We start from the raw sequence: 17,374 nt of genomic DNA on the forward strand, positions 1-17,374 counted from the left end.
ATAAAGTTATATTATTTCTCTTTTCAAAGATAAGGGTCGAGCAAAATGCTCGACCCTTATCATATGTAGGAACTATCAGTAGATGTTTTATCGTACGATTATTAATTGCTTATTGATTACTCCATCATCAGTATTCATCCTAACTATATAATTACCTACAGGCATATTACTGATGTCTATGTTTATTTTATTAGAGTTAGTAATACCTTGCTTATATACAGAGGCACCAAGCACATTGACTATGTTTATTTCATTAATGCTTATGCCGTCTGTTAGTTCAATAACTACATTGTTCTTAGCAGGATTAGGATATATCTTCACTCCTTTATCTACTACAACATTTTTTACATCAAGAGGTATAACCAGACGAGTGGTATCTGTGCCACATTGGTTATAAGCAATTAAAGTAACCGTATAAGCACCATCAGTAGCATAAATATGTTTAGGCGACAAGCTAGTACTTGTGTTACCATCACCAAACAACCATAATACCCTATCAGTGTGCTGTAGGTTTGCTGTCTTATATTGATACTCGTTACCAAACTTCACGAACGATATACCATCTAAACTTGGTAGTGGATCTAGTTGTATTGTAACTGTATCGTTTTCTATACAATATTGGTCTACCTCTACTGTATATACACCCGCCTTTCCAGTCACATCAATTGTTTGTGTTTTTTCACCTGTACTCCACTTGTATAATGCTCCTGAATTTCCTGCATCAAGTACGATCTTTTTATCCGCACATACTTTCAAATCAGGACCTAGATTAACCACAGGCTTCGGACCTACATGTGCTTTAATAGGCACTCTAGGACTTTCACAACCTATAGCACCTGAAGAGTAGAATAATGTACCATTGAACATACGTCCATTATTAGTACCGCCAAATTGGCTACACAATCCTGTACCTGTTTGGATACTCATATCTGCATTAGAGAAAGTCGTAGTACCATTGGTATATCTTGCATTATAGTTAACATAGATACCATAAGTATTACCTGCTTGTAATACCAAAGGAGTGTTTACAGAAAAACCTGTTTGTGCTGTAGTACTACTTACGTTTACGGTAGTAGAACCTAAAAGCGTCCATGCACCAGAATTAGTTTCCGACCCTGAGAACGTGCCATTTTTATAATAGACACTTACACTTTGATTTCCCGTGCTACCAAATATTGCAGCAAAACTATCTAGTGTCATATTTGAGTTCGGTATCACATTAAACATTGTACCTCCACCACAACCATTTCCTGTTGCAGTAGTAGTAGCCAAAGAACCACTATTGTATGTTACCTCTTGAGAAGTAACATAGAAAGTACGATTGGTTTGCAGGTTAGGTAAAGACATAGTATCACCTTTAAATACTACAGAACCTCCTGTTGCATTATCATACCATTTATGCTCTAGCGTATCCCCAAATAATGGAAGCACTGCTGTTTCTCCAAAACATACTGAATCGTCTGACACAAATGGTGCAGATGCAGAGAACTTAATATTAAATGCATGTGTTTTTGAAGAGTCATTAGCAACATCTTGATCATTACTCAATACAGTATAAGCTTGAACTGTATGGTTAGATACTAACTGCATATTGTATGTAGTAAGCAACAATGTGTCCGATGTAAATGGAGCTAATGTACCAGGGTAAGTAATATTAATAGTATTAGCACCCGCTCCTGTTAACACTGCATAAATATCAAAGTTAGTTTGAGGATTTGTACCATTATTATAAATGATGGCACGTACAGGAATATCGATGTAAGGACATATTGCTATATCATTACTTGGATTTAAAAGTGTGAGCACTCTAACATCATTAGCAGGAGCGGGAGTTATATTAATTATATAATCCTCTGTCTCTCCTGAAGATCTATTACTACAAGCATTGCCTGCACCTAAACTATTACCCGCAGCAGCGCTACGTACTCTCATACCTGTCAATCCTAATACTGCGTTTGCAGGTACTTGAACAAAAGCCGTACCTGACGTTCCTGAAGTATTGATACGTGTCCACTCTGATGATTCGTATACACCATTCTGATTAGCATCGATCCATACAGCACCTTCGGCACTAGCACCATAAGCGACAGCTATTTCATACATACCACCTTTTTGCAGACTAGCAGTGGTACTACCAGTTGGCGGATATTGTGTATAGAAACCTGATGCTGTACCTGTAGAAGTATTGTTCAACGAAGTACCTACCACCGTTACATTATTAATAGGAACATTGTTATTACCTCCTAAATTATCGTTGCAGTAACATACGTAGAAACTATTAACTGTAACACTAACAGAAGCCGTTGTTGCAGACTGACCTGAATTTCCACAAGAAACAATACATCTAAAATCTGTTGGAGTATTAATAGAAGCATTGTAAGAAGTAGCAGTAGCTCCGGCAATATTGGTAAATGCACCACCACTGCTAGGCTTTGATTGCCATTGATAGGTAACACCTGAAGCTACTGTATGCCCTGACAAGGAAATTTTAAAACCCTTATTAGGACAAACGTTTGTAGGACTGATAATATTACCTGCAGTTGGCGTACCCGTACATAATGTCAAATAAGTTATTTCAAGCTTAGGTATATTAGCTGCTGATGCTGTGTTACCATATATATTGTATTGGTTGGTAGAACCACGAACAAAACCTAGTAAAACATCACCGCCAATATTATTTTCCAAATATGTTAATCCTGCACTAGTTACGGTTTCTGTATTTGCAGCATTACCCGGCCATGAAGAAGCGTTTAAAACAGTACCTGTATTTAACAAGCTGAACAATGTTGTTCCACTCATTGTTACAGGGTTACCATTTACACCACGTATTCTATTAGTTGCACCTGATGTTGTGGTGTTGAATGTTCTAAACTTTACTTTGGCCGAAGTGACAATAGCACCAGCAGGTATAGATGATAGGTCGAACACAGCCCAGCCTCTTGAGCCAGAACTTAGTGTTCTTATATTAAGCATATTGCCGCTATTCTTTGTACCAGAGGAGTTTACAGAGCCTGTCTTCAAGTTACCTGACGAGGCATTGATAGTAACTGTTACCTGAGCAAACACGTCTACAGACATGCCAACAAATAGCAACAGTAACATTAAACTTCGAGATAATAAATGTGCTTTTTTCATATTCGGGATTTTTTACAGATTACCGTATATAAAAAGACACCCCTACTATTTCCTTTAGTTGGCGGAAAAATGCTACTAAGCATGATTTTAACCAAGTATTAATACATTGCTAAACTCGTCGTTCTTATCAACTTTATGACGTAGATTAGCGCACAAACCACTTTGTTATGACAATTACGCAACTTGAGTATGTGGTAGCAGTAGCTACTTATAAAAGTTTTGTAGCGGCAGCTGAAAAATGTTTTGTAACACAGCCAACGCTTAGTATGCAAATACAAAAGCTGGAAGATGAACTAGGAGTTAAACTTTTTGACAGAAATAAACACCCTATAGCAATAACAGCTATGGGAGAAGCTATAGTAGATCAAGCAAGAGTTGTTCTTTCTGAATGCGAAAAAGTAAACGAACTTATACTGAATCAACAAAATTCAGTTGCGGGAACATTTAAACTTTCGGTAATACCTACTATTGCTCCTTATATTTTACCTGGTTTACTACAGCACTATTCAGAAAACTATCCCGAGGTTAAACTACAGGTTAAAGAAATGGAGACCGACCAGATCATTACAGCTCTTAACAATAATGAAATAGATGCAGGATTGTTAAGTACACCACTGGAACAATCTAGTATCAAAGAATATCCATTGTTTTACGAACCATTCATAGCCTACTTTTCAGAAAATGAAAAAGCCGTTTTAAAGAAGAGAATGGTAACACCTGAAGATATTGCTCTTGATAAAATATGGTTATTAAACGAAGGACATTGTATGCGCAATCAGGTTCTAGACCTATGCAGTGATAATATTCAGAAACTTCAAGCTGATAGAGCTTACAGATACGAATCGAGTAACGTAGAAACGCTACGTAAAATGGTGGATAAGAATGGAGGACTTACCATCCTTCCTGAGTTAGCTACCTTTGAATTTGACGAAGATCGTATGGAAAGAGTTAGATATTTTGAAAACCCAGAACCTGTTCGTGAAATTGCTTTAGTAACCAACAGTCACTTTGTACGTTTATCTCTCCTACAAAGCCTTATGGATGAGATCAGTAATCTAGTGCCTGAAAAAATGAGGGTGCAAAAGAAAAACAGAAAAGTATTACGTATTCAGTCTGCTAAACTGTAGCAATAACTATACGATTGATATCATATTTCAGCACTGTATTACTAGGAAATACGGTGCTGATCTGTTCTAGGGCATCCTCCCAAAGAGGATAGCCATTCACTATATAGTTGAGCACAAAACTACCTCCATTGTTTAATGCATTTCTACATTGAAGTAGAAAACCCTCTTCTGTTACAAACTCTGCAGGCACTCTACTATTAAATATATCTACGACAATTAAATCATACTTTCTATCAATAGTCCTCATATACTCTTGAGCATCTGCACATATAAACCGAACTGCAACATCCTTATCAAAGAAGGCCTTGGCATAGTCTATTATATTATCATCGATCTCTACAACAGTATATTGAGCAGCAATACTTTTTTCTTCAAGCATTTGTATACCACTGCATAGCCCTCCACCTAAAAATAGAATCTCCTTAGCATCATGCAATTGAGCCTTCAAATGTTTGAATGCCATCTTCATGGGCTTATACCTCTTCCCATCTGAATACAAAGCATCTTCTGTAGCCAACTGAAACTGCCCTCTATAAATAAAAAGTTCCAGCACATCGTTATGTGTACTAGAACTCTTCTTTATCCTTACGGGGAATAAATAGCTTAATAATCTTTTATAGTAAGCAGCCCGATACAATAATAACTATTGAGGTTTGTAATACTTCATTGCCTCTGGCAATAATCCTTTAATATCGTTTATCCTACGCTGATTGCTAGGGTGAGTACTTAAAAATTCAGGTGGAGCCTGACCACCACTCAATGCCGCCATTCTTCCCCAAAAATTTACTGCCTCATTTGGGTTATAACCAGCCATAGCCATAAAAATTAAACCCATGCGATCGGCTTCACTCTCATGAGAACGAGAATAAGCTAATACGCCTAATTGAGAACCTACACCATACGCAGCATTAAACAACTGTTGTGCCTGTGCAGGCTTAGTAGATAACAACGCAGATAATGTAACACCACCTGCTTGAGCTACCATTTGCTGGCTCATACGCTCGTTACCATGGCGTGCAATTGCATGGGCTATCTCGTGTCCCATTATTACGGCAAGACCAGTTTCGGTTTGTGCAACGGGCATTATACCTGTATAAACAACAACCTTACCACCTGGCATACACCAAGCATTCACTTGATTTTCATTTACAAGATTGAACTCCCATTGGTAGCCACTAATGAGATTTTGTTGCCCTCTACTTGCTAAATACTGAGTAACAGCCTTGGCCATTTTATCTCCTACCCTTTTCACCATTTCCACATCTCTAGTACCTTGCATTGGTTTATTCTCTGAAAGGAAAGATGCGTATTGGTTGTTTGCCATACTTCTCAATTCACCTTCACCTACTATGTTTAGAGAACTTCTACCTGTAACAGGATTTTTAAAACAAGAAACCAATGACACAGACAGAAAACCTGCCAATAATAAAACTGATATCTTCGTTGCAGTAGATATACGCTTCATAACTAACTGTTATTTATAGAAATAGTAAATATTACTGTAAAAGTAGCTAAACAGGATGAACTAAGTCTTAACTATTATTCTTTCTGCGAAATTTTCGCTTTTTGAACATGGCTACTTTGCTTTCGTTTCCCTGGATCAATCTATTGATATTCTTGTAGTGTGTTAACACCACTAAACAAGCTGCTGCTATGGCAAATAGTCTATAGCTTAACTCGGGCTCTCTAAAAATAAAAAGGATCAATAAAGGAAATGCTATACTCGCACTAATAGAACTTAAAGACACATAGCGTGTTACAAAAAGCATTAATAAGAAAACCCCAATAAGACTTACTGCTACTAAGGGCTGTATTGCTGCGATCATTCCAAATAATGTAGCAATACCTTTACCACCTCTAAAGTCTGCCCAAATAGGGAAAATATGACCTAATACAGCTGCTAAGCCTAAGAATACTTGTAAATTAACTAACTGTTCAGTATCCCAACCTGAAAGAAAAATAACAGATAATTTAACGGCTAAGACACCTTTTAAAACATCTATAAGCATTACAGCAATCCCGGCTTTAGCCCCTAATATTCTTGATGTATTCGTTGCACCGGAGTTTCCACTACCGTGTTCACGAATATCTATACCAAAAATTCTTTTGCTTACTAGAACAGCTGTAGGTATCGAGCCAATCAAGTATGCAAGGGTAATCAGAATTGCTATATCCATACTTATATTAAATCGGTGAAGGGGTGAATATACTATTTTGTTTCAACTTATCCTAGGATAGTATTCCACAAACAAACACAAAACACTGACAATCAAATAGTTAAAAAGGAGCTTTAAGAAAAGTATAACAAAATTGCCTATTTATATGTTTTAACCGCTACCCAGTTCCCCATCTCCTTATATTCAGATTGGAAAAAGCCTGCTTCATCAGCAGCATTTAAGATAACCTCCTTATCTTCCGGCATAATACCACTAAGCAGTAATACTCCTTCATCAGTAAGCATAGCATACATTTCTGTCATATACTGCAGTAGAATATTTCTATTAATATTCGCTAATATAATATTGTATTTATTACCATACTCCTTATCTAAAGTAGCATGATATGTGGTAATCTTCGATGAATTGTTTCGTTCACTATTCTCAATCGTATTTTCATACGACCATTCATCATTATCAATAGCTGTTATATTATCAGCACCAAGCATTTCTGCCAATATAGCCAACACGCCTGTACCCGTACCAAAATCAAGTACTGTCTTTTGCTTGAAATCTATACTGCTCATATACTCTATCATCAGCTGCGTTGTTGCATGATGCCCTGTGCCAAAAGACATTTTAGGTGTTATTATAATTTCATACTGCACACCATCTACAGGTTTATGAAAATCAGCCCTTACTGCACAAAAATCACCTACAATTACAGGCTCAAAACTACTCTCCCACTTAGCGTTCCAGTTCTCATTTTCGATATCTTCCGTGCTATAACTAATGCCATACTGTTCAATTACTGTGCTTAGCTCTTCCTCACTCCATTTATCTTCTGCTACAAATGCTGCTAAATGAGTATCAGTTTCTTCAAAACCATCAAAACCAATATCACTTAAGCTAGCAATGACCATTTCGGCCAAATCCTCATTAATATCAGGAAAAGAAACTTTTATATAATTCATACAAGAAATAGATTGTCATACAAAAATAGGCTGTACAAAAAGTACAGCCTATAATATATCTGTTATAGTGTGTCAATATTAGTTCACTCTGCTACCTGGATCGCCATAATCCATTTCACCACCCATATCATCATCATCACTCATACCCTCAGACATTTCTAAGTTTTGACTCTGAGTACTCATATTACCAGGCTTAGAGCTATCAAACAATACTCTACGAGTTCCATCATCTGATATAATACGTAATTCAGTACGACGGTTTAACTGACGACCTGCAGGGTTATCACTACCATCAGCATTTTCGTTCGCAGCTGCTGGCATAGACTCACCAAAGCCTTTAGCCGTCATTCTGCTTCTTTCAATACCAGCTGACTCAAGGTAACTCATTACAGATTCAGCACGACGTAAAGAAAGATCTCTATTATAATCAGGATTACCGTGAGCATCAGCGAAAGAGTAGATCTCAACACTTAATGAAGGGTTATCATTCATGAAGTTAACAAGAGTATCTAGAGAAGCTACAGAAGATGGACGTAGTTCATCTTTGTTGTAATCGTAATAGATATTGTGTACTTCAAAAGTAGGGATCTTAATGATCTCATCCATGTAGATAGTAACACGAACTGTATCATCATCATCTGTACGCTTAACGTCCATAGTGCTTATACTAGCTCTGTGTGTACTGAAATCAGCTTTATCTCCTGTAAGAACATAAGAATGTCCTCTCATAAGATTGTAACTGAAAGTACCATCTGTAGAATTGTAGTTTTTAACATTACCTGATTCGTCAGCCATTTTAACAACAACCTCGTTGATCAATTCTCCAGTTTTGTTGTTTTTAACTTGACCTAGAACTGTTAATGTTGGCTCATATTGTATGCGCCATATGTCATCACAACAAGTAGGGTTTTTAAGCGCAATAGCTCCAATACGGTTAGAAACTACATATGCATCAGGCTTACCATAAGAATCTTTGATGAAGTATAATTCATCAGCAGATGTATTGATAGGGTAACCTAAGTTCTGTACATTCTTATATCTAGAAGGACCACCTACAGCAGAGTAAACATCAAAACCACCCATAGTTACCCATCCATTAGAAGAGAAGTATAGTGTATTTTCTTCTGTATTATAGTAAGGAGTAACCTCATCTTGCTTCGTATTCACTTGCTTACCCGCATTTTGAGGACGACGGTAAGTATTATTACGTGGGTCAATTACTGAATACCATATATCATATCCACCACGACTTTGTAATGTACGATTTGAAGAGAAGAATAAAATTTCTTTCTTACCCACTTTAGCTATAAAAGGTTGTGTACTACTAGAACCTGAAGAGTTAATATCGTTACCTAATAGTTCAGGACTACTCCAAGAAGAACCTTTGAACTCAGATACATATATTTTACACATAGTAGTCATAGAATCACCTCTACGACATTTTGTAAAGTAAAAGCGCTCACCACCTGGGCTATATACACCATTACCAACGTGTTCTTTGTTAGAATTAAAATCTCCGTCATTAAAGTATAGCGGCCATTCAAAAGAATCTACTTCATTTGTATACTGCTGCTTCTTAGACACCATAAATCTTGAGAAGAAGTTTTGCGTAGCAGTACTTCTATCAATAACGATAGGATCATTTGCACGCATAGTAGAGAAAAGAAGTGCAGTATCTCCTAATGGATAAGGTGCAGATTCTGTATAAGCACTGTTCACATTAGGTCCAGCATTCTTAACATTAACTGGCTGAGGATCTTTCATTGAATTAACAGCCATACTACAACCCTCTATCTCACGTAAAGCTCTTTTCTTAAGCTTTTTATATGTCTTAGGATTATCTTTTATAAATTGATTGAACTGATCTACAGCTTTAGAATAGTCTCCTGACATCTTTGTCATTACCGCTTGCTTGTAAATAGCTTCAGGGTAAAGTTTAGAAGCCATACCATAAGCCTCACCAAAATAGTGTGCTGCAGGTATATAGTCACGAGTTAACCAATAACACTCTGCTAATTGATAAGTCAAATACGGATTACGAGGCTGCTCTTGCTTCAATTGTTGGTAGTAATGAATTGCATCAAAATAACCACCAGCACGGAAAAGGTTATCTGCCCAACGTAGCTTCCTGTGATATGGAAGTTTTTCTACAGGATCGTTTGCCTGATTTCTGTATTTATTTTTTTTCTGTCGCTGCGCAGATGCATCAAATTGTACTGAAGTTGATACTACAAATGTAGCTAGAAACAGTAAAAGCCATTTTTTTCTCATATGAGTGAGCATTGTTAATGGGTATAAAAGTAAAAATTGGTTTAAATAAAAGAAAGAGTTTGTGTTTTTTTTTACCCTTTCTATCTTTTTTTCATTTTCGTTATTAGAAACGAGTACAAGGATATATCAGCTTACGAGCAAAAGACAATGGATGTGGTGCTACATAAGTTAATGATATTTCAAATCCTCCGTTACCGTTTGATGCATTCTTAAGGTCTGATGTGTTATAATCATAACTCAACCCTACACGTAGTCCTTTGAACTCAACACCAGCATTAATCATGATAGCATCTTGATTTCTATACCAACCTCCTAAGAAGATAGCTGTAGTATAATTACGGATCTCAGGGTTGTTTCCTAAGATGTAGTGAAACTCATTACCCGCAACTATTTCGCTAGCTGTAGATTGCGATTGGTATAATACAGCTGGTCTTAAGCTCAATTTTTCGCTAACATAAGCTACGATACCTAATTGACCAGTGTAACGCATTCCTAAACCAACATCACTATTCTTTTGTCTTTGGAAAGACTCTTGTGGTTGGTTAAGGTTATTAGCCCCTAAGCCTAAAGTATAGCTAAACTTATAACCTACCATGTGAGCCCAAGAGATACCTGCATTTACTGTAAAATAGTTTACTTTGTTATTTAGGTTTTCACCAGAAACACCTGGTTGAAAACCGCCATTTATAAATTCGTCCTGAAAGTATAATTTAGAAAGGTCTATACTCTTTTGAGTATAACCTCCTTGAAAACCTACAGATAAAGCCTTATTAGTATTAGCACCTAAGAATTTATGATATGCTATTGACGCTAATGCTGTTAGGTTAGACAAGTTACCATCACCAGCACGGTCATTATAAAGTTGTACACCAGCTGCTAAGTAATCGTCTATAGTAAGGTCACTCACAATAGGTGCGTCAAAAGATACTGCATATGTTTTGAATGGTACCGTAACACTTCTCCACTGATCGCGGTATATAGCAGATGCACGATATTGACCGTCAAAGTTACCCGTAAAAGCGGGGTTGACAGTTAATGGTGCTGCGTTAAACTGCGTAAAGTGAACATCCTGTGCTTTACCTGTAAACATCGATAATGCCAATGCGGCTACCAGGCTTACACGGCTAATGGTATTTTTCCTGATCATGTTATATAATCCTTATAAGTGTTTATCTTAATAAAGTAATATTTCCTTTTTGTATAAATGGCTCTCCATTATCTGCTTCTGCCATTAGCATATATATATATACTCCAACAGGCTGTTCCACACCATTATACTTACCATCCCAACCCTTATTTATATCCGAAGTTTCGAATATTTTCTCTCCCCAACGGTTGAAAATACGGAAATATTTCAAAGTTGCAATGCCTCGCTTAATAATTTTTAATTCTTTATTTACTCCGTTGGGGTTAAATGCGTTAGGTATATCTAATATAGTGTTCCTCAAAAAGATATTTATAGTATCATCTGTAGCACAACCATCTCTCGTTATGCCATGTGCCACATACCTTGTATCTACCTCAGGTTGTGCAAAAGGTGTTGCAGAATAAGGCGAACTTAAACCTACCCATGGGAACCATGTAAACTCCACACAATTTCCTTCAGGTTGCATTTGATGGCGTTCGCCCGGATGCAGCGTAACATCATCTCCTAAATACAAAACGGCCCCATCACTCATCTCTACAGGAACTCTCAACGTATCTTTACAACCATAAGCATCTACAATATTCACATCATACAACATACTGGTTATAGGGAAAGTTTTAACCTTAGGCCCATCAGTAGTACTTAAATACTGATTAGGAGACCATGTATAAGAAATTCCTCCTGCCACCTCAAGCCCTAATGTATCTAAAGGACATAATGCTAATGTATCACTTACTATATACCCGAAATCTCCTGGATGAACGGTCACATTGATACTGTCAGACCCTGCGCAACCTGCTGGTGTTCTTGCCGTTACCTTAAGCTTAGTGCTCACGTTAGCAAACAATCTCACCAATTTACCTTTCGGGCTATTTAAATCGTTTGCAGGCGTCCAAAAAAAGCTATAATTATTAAAAGATTTAGGCGCAACATTCACTTCTATAAGCTGCTGGTCGTGCTGGCAAATATCAATATCAGCACCTGCGTCTACTATAGGATAAGGCTCAATATCTAACGTAATACTTCTATATATATCCTGACAGCCAGGGTAACTAGCCGTAAGTTTATATGTTTGTTTAGATGTTGGCTTTATCATTGTATTTATATGAGACGGGTGTAATACTCCATTAGTTGGCGACCATTTATAAGTATACCCTTTTTCGCCCCATCCTCTTATCTCAATACTGTTACCTTCACATATTGTTGTGTCTGGGGTAAGTATATCCACATATAACTCATCCCAAATATCGATTTCAGCACTATCAATAGGTGTTGGCTGCATACCACAATTATTACCAGCATAGATTAATAATTTCACAGTTCTCCCTCCTACAGCAGGTGATCTGCGTAGCGCTTCTATGGGCAGGTCCACACTTACACTATTGGCTGGCACTATTACCGAATCAGGGATCCTTTTGTAGTCTATACCATTTTGAGCAGACCCTGTAATAACATATTTTATGATAAGTGGCTTATTATTAGCATACTTTCTAGTAAACGTAAACTTACCTGGTGTGCACCCTCTTAAACACACAGCCCTTCCACTACCTAAATTGGGTTCTCCTGAAGAGGTGATCTTTGGTACATTAGTAGACAAGCTTCCTTCTTTAAGCCACACTCCCGAATCCAGTTTATCGTCACTCACATCGGCCACTACCATACGCAAATGATAAGTGCTGCAAGGCATCACCTCTTCCGAGGCTTTAAACACTTTAGTAAAGCCATTGTAAGTAACTGTTGTTCCTGAATTTTGCACATAATACTGATAAAAAGGAGATCCTGCCCCCATATTAGTACAATGCGATAATTGTACAGGAGTATTAATATTTACATCTGTAGTACTGTTAATGCTTACAGGAATCTTTGTATTAGGTATCAATGCTAGGTTCTTCTTCCCTACAATACCTGGTCCAGATATAAAAAAGGCAAAAGCGTCATTGTAATCACTACAAGAGAAGTCAACATATTCTTCTGAACCAAAAATATATTCGAACGTCACACTATCTGCCTGAGGAATAAAATCAAACTCTAAATAGCAAGCATCGTATGTAGGTTTGCCTACGTAATTGGTCAGGTCTTGATCTCCCATAGCAAAATGCCTTTTACTAGCAAAAAGGTTAGGATCTCCATTTGCACCTGCAAAGTGTACTGGCCCCGATGGTGTTGGCAGTGTAATAGACGCAGCCAACCCTGTAGTAAGCACAATACCGCTATCTAAACCCAGATTACTATTGTGTGTAGTGAATATACCGCTAGCACCTGAAGGGCAAACAAGTTTTGAGTTGGTAACAATAACTCCAGGGCCTGCAAATTTTTGTGCCAAAACTTGTGCAGTATGATTCGATGTTATCCATACCGAATCCTGTACTTGAGCCTTAACACTATTAAATACACATAAGCATACCGCAACTACCAAATATATTGGCAGTCTACCTAGGGCAATCTTGTGTCTATTAATGAACATTGGGTATAATTACACTTTCGGTTAATATTACCTACAGGACATATCTGAGAAATATTTATTATTAAAATTAATTTTTTTAACAAATTATTCAAACATCAATCTTTTAATAGACCCGATATTGGGTTATAACTTCATTAAAATTGTACTTTTACTGCTGCTAACCGCAACAATGGCTACAACAAAGAAGAAAAATAACGGCAACCGTTCTAACAATAAGGAGGAAAAAATAGACTATACAGAACGCCTAAAACAAGCAAAACTTGGGTTGGGCATTTTATTCTTATTAGCTGGTGTATTCGTCAGCTTTTCCATCATTAGTTATTGTTTCACTTGGCAGGTAGACCAAGACCTGCTCCTATCTGAACACGGATTAAATCATTTTGTTTTTAAAGACAAAAGCTCTGTCGCCAACTGGGGTGGTCGTTTAGGCGCTGCTATATCCCACGTACTCGTATACAAGGGTGTAGGTATAGCTGCATTAGCAATTGGCATTATTTTATGCCTTTTCGCTTTTAGGTTATTATACAATAGCAAAAAAACTAACCTTAGTAAATATTTACGCTGGCTATCTATAGCACTTCTACTAATAGCGCCAATACTAGCATACACCATGCCTAGCGCGAAGTTTCCTTTTGGTGGAGCTTGGGGCAACGAGGCTATAACCTACCTTAATGGCATAATGGGCACTGCGGGTACGGGGATGGTACTCTTTGCTATTGTATGCTTTTTCTTATTCGTTGTATTTGCTTTAGATATTTCACCTCTTATCAAAAAAGCAAGAAGAACGGCCAACAAAATGGCTACAGCTGCTGCTGCCTTAAAGCCAGAGAAAACAGAGAGCACATCCAAAGAAGAAAATCAAGAACTAGAGGAAGACGATACTGATGACGCACTAAAAGAGATGGCTGCACCTCCTGAAAGTGCCAATCAACTAAACAACGATAACGCAACAATACTATTCAATAGCGAAGAAGAAGTAGACGAAGAAATTGATGAAGAGCTCGATATGCAACTGATAGAAAAACAGGAAGACACTCCTAAAACTATCAATGAGCTTTACGCAGAAAAAGAGGAGGATGTTGTTGAAGTACCTGTGGAAGAAGCGAGTACAGAGGTAACAATGGAAGTACCTCCTGCGCCGACACCTACTCCAAAGAAAGCTGCAAAAGAAGAGACTGAAGAAGAGGACATCTCATTTGAAGTCACTAAAAAAGAAGACGAGAAAACCACACCAAAACATGGTGGACACATAAGCATAGAAGACGGAGAACCTTATGCTCCTGAGCTAGACCTACCAAACTACAAATTCCCTACCCTAGACCTGCTGGAAGAACGCTCGCAAGAGTCCATTGTTCTAGACAAGGCAGAGCTGGAGAAAAACAAAAATCAAATCATCCAAACCTTACGCAGTTTTGGTATAGAGATACAACGCATTAGCGCTACAGTAGGCCCTACGGTAACCCTATACGAAATCGTACCTGCTGAGGGTGTACGTATCTCAAAGATCCGTAACCTTGAAGATGACATTGCACTAAACCTAGCTGCTCTTGGCATACGTATCATTGCACCTATACCAGGTAGGGGTACTATAGGTATTGAAGTACCTAATGCCAACAAGCAAATAGTACGCATCAACAGCTTATTGGCTAGTGAAAAGTTTCGTAATACAAAAATGAGCTTACCTATTGCTCTAGGTAAAAAAATAGACAACGAACTTTACATAGTAGACTTGGCAAAAATGCCACACCTACTTATGGCAGGTGCTACAGGTCAAGGTAAATCTGTAGGTATCAATACAATACTTGTATCACTACTATACAAGAAGCACCCTGCACAATTAAAGTTTGTAATGGTAGACCCTAAGAAAGTAGAGCTTTCCGTATACAGAACTATCGAAAAGCACTTCTTAGCAATGCTGCCTAATGAGGAAGAAGCTATTATCACCGACACTAAAAAAGTGATCAATACACTAAATGCTTTGTGTATTGAAATGGATAATAGATATGACCTGCTAAAAGAGGCTAGAGCTAGAAATATAAAAGAGTATAACGACAAGTTCATCAAACGTCGTCTGAATCCAGAGAATGGTCATCAATACCTTCCATTCATAGTGTTAGTGGTCGATGAGTTTGCCGACTTGATCATGACAGCAGGCAAAGAAGTAGAAATGCCGATCGCTCGTTTGGCGCAGCTGGCACGTGCTGTAGGTATCCACTTGATCATCGCTACACAGCGCCCTTCTGTTAACGTTATCACAGGTACTATCAAAGCCAACTTCCCTGCACGTATCGCCTTTAAAGTATCTGCTAAAGTCGACTCTAGAACGATATTAGATGCTGGCGGTGCAGAGCAATTGATAGGAAGAGGTGATATGCTTATCTCATACGGCAGTGAGTTGTTAAGACTTCAATGTGCCTTTGTCGACACTCCCGAAGTAGAAGAGATCGTAGAATTTATCGGGGAACAACAAGGCTACCCTTCTGCTTTTGAACTTCCGGAGTACGAAGGCGAAGAAGGCGGTAGTAGTAAAGATGTAGACCTTACCAATAGAGATAAATTATTTGCCGAATGTGCACGCCAAGTGGTACAAACACAGTCTGGCTCCACCTCTATGTTGCAACGTCGTTTTAACCTTGGATATAACAGGGCTGGACGTATCATGGACCAACTCGAAGCCTCTGGCATAGTAGGCCCATCTGTAGGCAGCAAACCAAGAGAGGTTTTAATGCATACCGAAAGCGAATTGGAACAGTTTTTGAATACTATATAGCACACGGTAACATTATTTTAAACTTTCCTTAAAGAACTAATCACTTTCTTTGCAGCAAGAAAGTTGTATTAACATATAACACCACGTAGATTATGACTAGAATTTTGATTGCGATAACAACAGCTGTTATGCTATTAGCACTGCCAACTATGGCTCAAACCGATGCTAAAGCTAAAGCTGTACTGGAGCAGGTGAACAAAAACTTTAAAAAACTAAAGTCGCTTAAAGCAGACTTTACAATGAAAATATCCAACGATAACGGACTGAACGAAACCAAAAAAGGTGCTTTTTACCTTAAAGGTGAGATGTACCGTATAGAAATGGAAGGCATGCAAATAATGACCGATGCCAAAAATCTATACCGATATATGAAGGAGATGGGCGAAGTTACCATTAGCGAATACGTAGCATCAGAACAAGAAATTTCCCCTCAAAAAATATTTGCGGGAGATTACACCAAATCGTACAAGTCTGTATACGGCGGAACAAAAACTGTTAATGGTAAAGCTTGCGACGTTATTACCATGACCGCTATTAATAACACAGCAGACATGAAGACCGTAAAGCTGTATATTGACAAGAAAACAGACATTATCATACGTAGCGAAATGACCAGTAAAGAAGGCAGCAACTACGCTTACGATATTAGCAACTTTAAAACCAACCCTGCATTAGACAATAGCTTCTTTGTTTTTGATACAAAGGCAAAAGGCAACGAAAATGTGGAAGTGGTAGATATGAGATAACCGCTCATCATAATATTTTTAACAAATAGCGAGCCATACGGCTCGCTATTTTCATTTAACTTAGTTAGCTCTAACCGATCTACTATATGCGCAATACACTATCCTTAATAACATATAGCATTTTAACCTTACTGCTACTTAGCACAAGTGCCTGCACAAGGAAAAGTAGCGACACTATAGCACCCAACAACGAGACCAACCCCATACCTTTTGATGCAATACACAACTGCCATAAAGCAAGTAACCCTTACCCTTCTCAAATAACCAATAACATTTTAGGCAATTGGCAATGGGAAAAAACATTCAACCCATGGACGCAAAAAACAACCTTTGCATCTAAGCATGTATTGATACATTTTAATGATGCATCTACCTACCATATTACAGAGAGTGGTGTAACTGTAGCTACTGGTGTGTGGAGTTTAAAACAACTATCAAGTACAGAATGGCAATTGCAACTCACTCAAGACTACGAACACACACAAGGCACTATTGCGCTATGCAATAACGAGCTTATATTATCGAGCACATATGTTGACGGACCTGCCAACTACTTTGTAAGGAAATCCCAATAAAGACTTACA

Annotated in this window: 12 protein-coding genes; 4 read left to right on the forward strand and 8 right to left on the reverse strand. The window is 37.9% G+C overall.

The window, feature by feature from the left end; genetic code table 11:
• Positions 1-87: 87 nt before the first annotated feature.
• A complete protein-coding gene (locus R2800_07235) occupies positions 88-3,135 on the reverse strand; it encodes a GEVED domain-containing protein (protein ID MEZ5016828.1) in 3,048 nt (1,015 codons plus the stop codon).
• 167 nt (positions 3,136-3,302) lie between these two features.
• On the opposite strand from R2800_07235, the gene R2800_07240 reads away from it, so the two are divergent.
• Positions 3,303-4,262 (forward strand): LysR substrate-binding domain-containing protein, encoded by a 960-nt coding sequence (locus R2800_07240; GenBank protein MEZ5016829.1) that lies wholly within the window; start codon positions 3,303-3,305, stop codon positions 4,260-4,262.
• On the opposite strand, the gene R2800_07245 is transcribed toward R2800_07240, so the two are convergent.
• From R2800_07245 to R2800_07275, 7 genes are all read right to left on the reverse strand, one after another.
• Entirely contained in the window at positions 4,252-4,815 is a 564-nt protein-coding gene (locus R2800_07245; GenBank protein MEZ5016830.1) for a fused MFS/spermidine synthase, read from the reverse strand. The two genes, R2800_07240 and R2800_07245, sit on opposite strands and share 11 nt — an antisense overlap.
• 90 nt (positions 4,816-4,905) lie before the next feature.
• Entirely contained in the window at positions 4,906-5,727 is an 822-nt protein-coding gene (locus R2800_07250) for a M48 family metallopeptidase (GenBank protein MEZ5016831.1), read from the reverse strand.
• 67 nt (positions 5,728-5,794) lie between these two features.
• Complete coding sequence (gene plsY, locus R2800_07255) at positions 5,795-6,439, reverse strand: glycerol-3-phosphate 1-O-acyltransferase PlsY (protein ID MEZ5016832.1); 645 nt, start codon at positions 6,437-6,439, stop codon at positions 5,795-5,797.
• A 137-nt stretch (positions 6,440-6,576) separates the two neighbouring features.
• Positions 6,577-7,392, reverse strand: a complete 816-nt coding sequence (gene prmA / locus R2800_07260; protein ID MEZ5016833.1) for a 50S ribosomal protein L11 methyltransferase — start codon at positions 7,390-7,392, stop codon at positions 6,577-6,579.
• Between the two features lie 78 nt (positions 7,393-7,470).
• The gene (locus tag R2800_07265; GenBank protein MEZ5016834.1) at positions 7,471-9,663 is read right to left on the reverse strand and encodes an OmpA family protein; all 2,193 of its coding nucleotides are present in this window, start codon (positions 9,661-9,663) and stop codon (positions 7,471-7,473) included.
• Positions 9,664-9,766: 103 nt separating this feature from the next.
• Positions 9,767-10,810, reverse strand: a complete 1,044-nt coding sequence (locus R2800_07270; protein MEZ5016835.1) for a PorP/SprF family type IX secretion system membrane protein — start codon at positions 10,808-10,810, stop codon at positions 9,767-9,769.
• 22 nt (positions 10,811-10,832) lie between these two features.
• Positions 10,833-13,274 carry a choice-of-anchor L domain-containing protein gene (locus R2800_07275; protein MEZ5016836.1) on the reverse strand — a complete coding sequence of 814 codons (2,442 nt, stop codon included), beginning with the start codon at positions 13,272-13,274 and terminating at the stop codon, positions 10,833-10,835.
• A gap of 169 nt (positions 13,275-13,443) precedes the next feature.
• Between R2800_07275 and R2800_07280 the strand changes: the two genes are divergently transcribed.
• From R2800_07280 to R2800_07290, 3 genes are all read left to right on the forward strand, one after another.
• Entirely contained in the window at positions 13,444-16,044 is a 2,601-nt protein-coding gene (locus R2800_07280) for a DNA translocase FtsK 4TM domain-containing protein (protein MEZ5016837.1), read from the forward strand.
• Positions 16,045-16,136: 92 nt separating this feature from the next.
• Positions 16,137-16,790, forward strand: coding sequence for an outer membrane lipoprotein carrier protein LolA (locus R2800_07285; GenBank protein MEZ5016838.1), 654 nt, complete (start codon positions 16,137-16,139; stop codon positions 16,788-16,790).
• Positions 16,791-16,876: 86 nt separating this feature from the next.
• On the forward strand, positions 16,877-17,365 hold the full coding sequence (locus tag R2800_07290; GenBank protein ID MEZ5016839.1) for a hypothetical protein: 489 nt from the start codon (positions 16,877-16,879) through the stop codon (positions 17,363-17,365).
• The last annotated feature ends 9 nt before the right edge of the window (positions 17,366-17,374 follow it).

The sequence above is a fragment of the Flavipsychrobacter sp. genome, from assembly GCA_041392855.1.
Taxonomy (GTDB): domain Bacteria; phylum Bacteroidota; class Bacteroidia; order Chitinophagales; family Chitinophagaceae; genus UBA5543.

What these genes read in the sequence shown, in the direction of transcription:
- plsY (MEZ5016832.1), bottom strand. Translation starts at nt 6,439, where the DNA reads ATGGATATAGCAATTCTGATTACCCTTGCATACTTGATTGGCTCGATA.
- R2800_07235 (MEZ5016828.1), bottom strand. Translation starts at nt 3,135, where the DNA reads ATGAAAAAAGCACATTTATTATCTCGAAGTTTAATGTTACTGTTGCTA.
- R2800_07290 (MEZ5016839.1), top strand. Translation starts at nt 16,877, where the DNA reads ATGCGCAATACACTATCCTTAATAACATATAGCATTTTAACCTTACTG.
- R2800_07270 (MEZ5016835.1), bottom strand. Translation starts at nt 10,810, where the DNA reads ATGATCAGGAAAAATACCATTAGCCGTGTAAGCCTGGTAGCCGCATTG.
- R2800_07275 (MEZ5016836.1), bottom strand. Translation starts at nt 13,274, where the DNA reads ATGTTCATTAATAGACACAAGATTGCCCTAGGTAGACTGCCAATATAT.
- R2800_07280 (MEZ5016837.1), top strand. Translation starts at nt 13,444, where the DNA reads ATGGCTACAACAAAGAAGAAAAATAACGGCAACCGTTCTAACAATAAG.
- R2800_07250 (MEZ5016831.1), bottom strand. Translation starts at nt 5,727, where the DNA reads ATGAAGCGTATATCTACTGCAACGAAGATATCAGTTTTATTATTGGCA.
- R2800_07265 (MEZ5016834.1), bottom strand. Translation starts at nt 9,663, where the DNA reads ATGAGAAAAAAATGGCTTTTACTGTTTCTAGCTACATTTGTAGTATCA.
- prmA (MEZ5016833.1), bottom strand. Translation starts at nt 7,392, where the DNA reads ATGAATTATATAAAAGTTTCTTTTCCTGATATTAATGAGGATTTGGCC.
- R2800_07285 (MEZ5016838.1), top strand. Translation starts at nt 16,137, where the DNA reads ATGACTAGAATTTTGATTGCGATAACAACAGCTGTTATGCTATTAGCA.
- R2800_07240 (MEZ5016829.1), top strand. Translation starts at nt 3,303, where the DNA reads ATGACAATTACGCAACTTGAGTATGTGGTAGCAGTAGCTACTTATAAA.